The sequence below is a fragment of the Caulobacter sp. D5 genome (assembly GCF_003185805.1).
In the GTDB taxonomy this organism is placed as follows: domain Bacteria; phylum Pseudomonadota; class Alphaproteobacteria; order Caulobacterales; family Caulobacteraceae; genus Caulobacter.
The window spans coordinates 1-5,472 of record NZ_QHJY01000377.1 but is presented as its reverse complement, the minus strand read 5'-3'; the positions used below and the strand labels follow the sequence as shown (position 1 = coordinate 5,472).

Annotated in this window: 5 protein-coding genes and 1 pseudogene; 5 read left to right on the top strand and 1 reads right to left on the bottom strand. The window is 70.8% G+C overall.

Annotated elements, in window-relative coordinates:
• Positions 1-112 precede the first annotated feature (112 nt).
• The 4 genes from DMC18_RS21380 (at position 113) to DMC18_RS21365 (ending at position 4,255) form a co-directional block, all read left to right on the top strand.
• Positions 113-1,531: a serine hydrolase domain-containing protein gene (locus DMC18_RS21380; RefSeq protein ID WP_110122174.1), complete on the top strand. Its 1,419-nt coding sequence runs from the start codon at positions 113-115 to the stop codon at positions 1,529-1,531.
• Between the two features lie 44 nt (positions 1,532-1,575).
• Positions 1,576-2,154, top strand: coding sequence for a hypothetical protein (locus DMC18_RS21375; protein WP_110122173.1), 579 nt, complete (start codon positions 1,576-1,578; stop codon positions 2,152-2,154).
• A gap of 90 nt (positions 2,155-2,244) precedes the next feature.
• The gene (locus DMC18_RS26205; protein ID WP_158285956.1) at positions 2,245-3,771 is read left to right on the top strand and encodes a hypothetical protein; all 1,527 of its coding nucleotides are present in this window, start codon (positions 2,245-2,247) and stop codon (positions 3,769-3,771) included.
• A gap of 19 nt (positions 3,772-3,790) precedes the next feature.
• A complete protein-coding gene (locus tag DMC18_RS21365; protein ID WP_146218160.1) occupies positions 3,791-4,255 on the top strand; it encodes a hypothetical protein in 465 nt (154 codons plus the stop codon).
• A gap of 30 nt (positions 4,256-4,285) precedes the next feature.
• On the opposite strand, the gene DMC18_RS21360 is transcribed toward DMC18_RS21365, so the two are convergent.
• The gene (locus DMC18_RS21360) at positions 4,286-5,143 is read right to left on the bottom strand and encodes a crotonase/enoyl-CoA hydratase family protein (RefSeq protein WP_110122172.1); all 858 of its coding nucleotides are present in this window, start codon (positions 5,141-5,143) and stop codon (positions 4,286-4,288) included.
• Between the two features lie 109 nt (positions 5,144-5,252).
• On the opposite strand from DMC18_RS21360, the pseudogene DMC18_RS21355 reads away from it, so the two are divergent.
• Positions 5,253-5,472, top strand: a pseudogene (locus DMC18_RS21355) (hypothetical protein); the annotation flags it as partial.

Sequence of the window (5,472 nt, the reverse complement as noted above, 5' to 3'; positions counted from 1 at the left end):
CCCTCTCTCTAAGAGAGAGGGTTCAGAATTCGCTCCCCCATGACCAAAACTTAACTGGGCTCCCCCGCCCGCGCCTGATCCTCTGCGCCCCGCAACGCGAGGGGATTTCGACATGCGCTGGACGCCGCTGATCTGCGCCGTCGCCCTGCTGGCGCCGGCCATCGCCGTAGCCGCGTCCACGGCCGATCCGGCGGCCCGCACCGACGCCGTCATCCGCCGGGCCATGGCCGAGCGGCATATCCCCGGCCTGCAGGTCGTGGTGGTCAAGGACGGCGCGATCGCCCTCTCCCGCGCCTACGGCGTCGCCGACCTGGCGACCAAGACGCCGGTCACCGGGGAGACCACCTTCCCCATCAACTCGATCACCAAGGCCTTCACCGGCGTGGCGGCGATGCGCGAGGTGCAGGCCGGGCGGCTGGACCTGGACCAGCCGATCGGCGCCTATGTGCCCGATCTCCCCGAGGCCTGGCGCGGGATCGCCGTGCGCCGGCTGCTCAGCCACACCTCGGGCCTGCCCGACTTCGTGCCCCGCCAGAAGGACGGCGCGGTTTCGGAGGCCGAGGCCTGGAAGGAGGCCCTGGCCGCGCCGGTGCTGTTCCCGCCCGGCGAGCGCTTCCACTACTGCCAGACCAACTACGCCCTGGTGCAGATGGCGATCGACCGCCTGCACGGACGGCCGGTGTCCGAGCCGCTGGGCGGCGAGCAGTTCGCCCTGGCCGGCATGACGCGCTCGCGCTACGGCGACAGCCTGGATCCCAGCCCCAGGCGCACCGTCTCCTACGGCTACAAGCGCGAGACGCCCGACCAGCCCACTGTGCGGCGCGAGGTGTTCTCGCCCCTGGCCCGCGCCGCCGCCGGCCTCGACAGCACCGGCGAGGACATGGGCCGCTGGATGATCGCCCTGATGGACGGCCGCCTGCTGGGCGACGCCGCCAAGACGACGATGTGGACGCCGGTGCCCTACACCGACGGCAAGCCGGGCCAGTGGGGCCTGGGCTGGCTGGTGCTGAAGCGCCCGGACCGCCTGGTCGTCGGCATGACCGGCGGCAGCCGCAACGCAGTCTATCTCTATCCGAACGACAAGGTCGGGGTGGCGATCCTGAGCAACCTGGCCGGCTCGACGCCGGAAGACCTGATCGACGAGATCGCCCAGGGTTTCGTGCCCGGCATGACCCTGACCGGCGTCGCCGCCCTGCGCGCCGAACTGGCGGCGGCTCCACCGGAGCAGGCCGACGCCGTCGTCGCCCGCCTGCGCCGCGATCCGGCCTTCAAGCCCGACGAGCACGAGCTGAACGACTGGGGCTATCGCCTGCTGGCCTTCGGCAAGGCCCCGACCGCCCTGGTCGTGCTGAAGCTGACCGCCGAGCTCTATCCCGAAAGCGGCAACGCCCAGGACAGCCTGGCCGACGCCTACGAGGCCAACGGCGACAAGGCCGCCGCGATCGTCCACTACCGCCGCTCGCTGGCCCTGGATCCCGGCAACACCAACGCCGTCAACCGCCTGAAGACGCTGGAAGCGGCGGCAAGCTGAACCGGACTTGACCGGGAGAGGCGAGGCCTACACAACCTGAGATCATGAAAACTCGCGCCATCGCCGTCGCCGCTCTCGCCGCCGCCGTCCTCGCTGGAGGCGGGGCCATCGCCGTCTCGGCCATCCAGCCGCCGGTCGCCGCGCCCGACCTGCGCAGCGAACTGGCGACCTTCCGCGACGTCTGCATCGCCCCAGCCTCGCACGGCGACATCCTGCGCAAGGCCCGGGCTACCGGCTGGACCGCGCTGGAAGGTCAGGCCGTACCGTCCCTGCTGGTCGGCAACGGCATGGTTAGCCTGCAGGAGGTGCGCGAGGGCGAGATCGACGGCCGGCCCGTGCTGCTGTCGGTAGGCCGCCTGGGCGGAGGCTCGTTCTGCCGCATCTACTTCAAGCCCGCCGATCCGGCCGCCACGGTCGCAAGACTGAAGGCCGAGACCGTGCTCGGCTCGCCCCTGGGCGCGCCCGACTTCGACGACAAGCTGAACTATCCGGAGGGCTGGAAGGCGATCGGTTGGCATCGCAGCGTCGCCGACGACTGGCGGGCGCTGCACTACAGCTTCGACCCCGACGGTCAGGGATCGAACGCCGACTGGCAGGCGATCGAGATCACGCGCGAGATCTAGGGAATTCCCTAGCTGGCGGTCGGCGCCCCCGGCGCGGAGAGTGCCGGCGCCGCCGGAGCCCCGGGCGGCGCGTACAAGGACGCCGCCGCCATGCTCGACTCCGTCTCGTCCTCGGTTCCCACCCGCCAGACCCCGCCGCCGTCTCAGGACGCCGTCGACAGCGTCCACAAGTCGCTGGAAAGCGGGCTCTTCAACCCGATCACCAACGGCGACGTGAAGACCGCCGTCGGCGCCCTGACCAAGCTGGATTCCGCCAACGCCAAGGCCGCCATCGACACCCTGGCCAAGGACGGAACGCTGGACAAGCTGGCCAGCGAGATCAACGACGGCAAGGGCTTTGGCCTGGGCGGGCTGTCGGCCGACGAGAAGCGCGACTTCTTCGTCGAGATGGCCAAGGACCTCGACGGCGCCCAGCTGAAACAGCTGTCGGACGCCTTCGCCAAGGCCGGCGGCGACTATCACGGCAAGGCCGACGTCGCGGCCCTGGGCCAGGCGATCGCCACCCACGCCTCGTCCGACGTCAAGGTCGACTACGTGCAGGCCCAGGCCGCCTCGACCCTGGATCACACAGCCGACACCACCAGCCCCTTCACCCTGATGGGCTCGACCCAGATCACCAGCCACGGCGACGCCGAGGCCGCCGCCGTCGGCGAGGTGCTGGCCAGCCTGAAGGGCGACCCGGCCGCCGCCCAGCAGGCCTTCGACGCCCTGACGCCCGACCAGCTGCGCGGCGTGCTCGACGCCTCGATCGGCCGGGTCGAAAGCTCGCGCACGGTCGCCTCGATGAGCGGCGCGGGCGCCTCGCACACCAACTCCACCACGCTGGACGCCTCGACCTACAAGGGGATCCTCGAGGCCGGCGCCCAGTCGACCAACGCCGACTTCAAGGCCCGGCTGTTCGCCGAGGGCTCGGCGGTGCTCAAGGACGTCCCGCAGCAGAACCTGCTGCTGGGGATCAGCGTCATGGACCGCGACGCGGCGACCCGCACGATGGCGCAGGGCCTGACCAGCGTGCTTGGGAGCGACGTCTCGGGCGTCGCGCGCGAGCTGGCCTTCAACGCCGAGACCCGCGACGGCACGGCCTTCGCCACCTACGCCAAGCAGATGCTGAACGACGGCCAGACCGCGCCCTTGGCCGACATGATGCAGCAACTCCAGGTCGGCGGAAGCAAGGCCGAGAACCCGATCGACCGCTTCGAGGCCACCACGCAGGTGACCCTGCCCAACGGCTCGCAGGTCGAGCGCTACGAGAACGCCGCGGCCCTGGGCCACTATGTCGGCGGGGTGCAGGCGGCCGCCGCCTCGATCACCACCGACCGCAAGGAGCAGGCCGAACTGCTGAGCGCGGTGCTGAAGAGCGGGCTGACGATCGTCGACAAGTCCGGGATCGGCGGCAAGGGCGTCGGCGCGGCCGCCGCCGTGGCCAAGGAATGGGTGACGATCGGCACGAACGCGGCGCTGAAGGCCCTGCAGGACGACCCGTCCGCCGCCGGCAAGGCGCTGGACCTGGCCGCCGTGCCCACCGATCCCAAGACCGGCGAGGAGGCCGTGGGCAGCAACTCCAAGAGCGCCTACAACACCGCCCTCAGCACCGTCGTCAGGCAGGCCAAGCCCTGACGGCCCGCCCGGGATCATGATGCGCCGTATCGCTCCGATGTTCCTGCTGCTCGCCCTGGCCGCCTGCGGGCCAGGGGCCGCCCCGCCGCCACGGCAGCCGCCTCCGCCGCCGGCCGGGTTCGTCGAGGCGCGCGACCTGTCGCTCGACCAGGCCGACGATCCCTACCAGCGGGTGGTGGAGACCGGCCTGGCCGAGACGGCCGCCGCCTCGGGCCTGCCGGGGGGCGGCGACACGGTCACCTACCGCGCTCCGGCCGGCGCGACCCGCGCGGCGATCGAAACCTATTACGACCACGCCGCCCGCGACGCCGGCTGGACCCCCGACCGCACCCTGGCCCCGCCGGCGGGATCGAAGACGGCCGGCTACTGGTCATTCGGCTATCGCGCGGGCTCGCACTGGTTCCAGGTCGCCGGCGTCACGCCCGGCCCCGCCCTGCCGGTTCCGGAAGCAGGCCTGCCGGTGGTGGTGCGCAGCGGCGAATGATCCCCTCTCCCGCAGGGGGAGAAGGACCCCTCAAATCCCCGCCTTGATCGGCGCGAGGTCGGGATAGACCGGCTCGCGCTTGCCGGCTTTCGCCGCGAAGGCCTCGGCCATGTGCGGGCCGGCCAGCATGCCCGACTGCCAGACGGCCAGGTAGTCGAGGGTGTCGGCCACCGAATGATCGCGGGCGTAGTTGATGATCACCTTGCTGCCGGTCACCGCCAGCGGAGTCTTGGAGGCGATCTCGCGGGCCGTCTCCAGGGCGTGGGCGACCACCGCCTCGTGGCTGTCGAACACGGCGTTGACGAGGCCCAGCTCCAGGGCCTTGGCGGCCGGCAGCTTGCGGCCGGTATAGGCCAGTTCCTTGACCCAGCCCTCGGGGATCAGCTTGCACAGGCGCGGGAAGGTGCCGACGTCGGCGGTCATGCCGATGTTGATCTCCTGGATCACGAAGTACGCATCCGACGTCGCGTAGCGGATGTCGCAGGCGGTGGCGAAGTCGACCGCCCCGCCGATGCAGCCGCCCTGGATGGCCATGATCACCGGCATCCGCGCCCGCTCCAGGCACGAGAAGGTCTCCTGCAAACCCTTCACCTTGTGGCGGAACGCCTCGGCCGCGACGTGGCGATCCACGGGCTCGCCGCCGGTGATGCCCTCATCGGCGAACACCGACAGGTCCATGCCGGCGCTGAAGTGCTTGCCGGTCGAGGAGATGACGATCGCCCGCACCCCGCCCCGCTGGTCCAGGTCGTTCACGATCGTGGGCAGTTCGCGCCAGAACGAACGCGTCATGGAGTTGAAGCTTTCCGCCCTTATCAGCTTCAGGTGGGCGACGCCGGCCTCGATCTCTACTGTGAAGCAGCTATAATCGACCGGTGTTCCATTACCCATCGTCGCCTCCCTTATCGTTGTTCACCTGAACGATAGCACGGGCGACGGCGGCGACGTCAAATCCCGCGGGCGATCCCCCGAGCCCGCCCCTCGCAAGGAGCAGACAAAAATGCGCAAGCCCTTCGCCGCCGCCCTGTCGATCGGCGCCGTCCTGGCCTCGGGCCTCGCCACGAGTTTGGCCGCCCCCGTTCCCGCCCTGGCTCAGAGCAAGCCGCTGGGCGGTCTGTTCTCGTGCGACGCCACCGGCGGCAAGCAGGAGGGCGGGGCCCTGATCGGGGCCGGCGTCGGGGCCCTGCTGGGCACCCAGGTGGCCAAGAACGAGAAGGGCC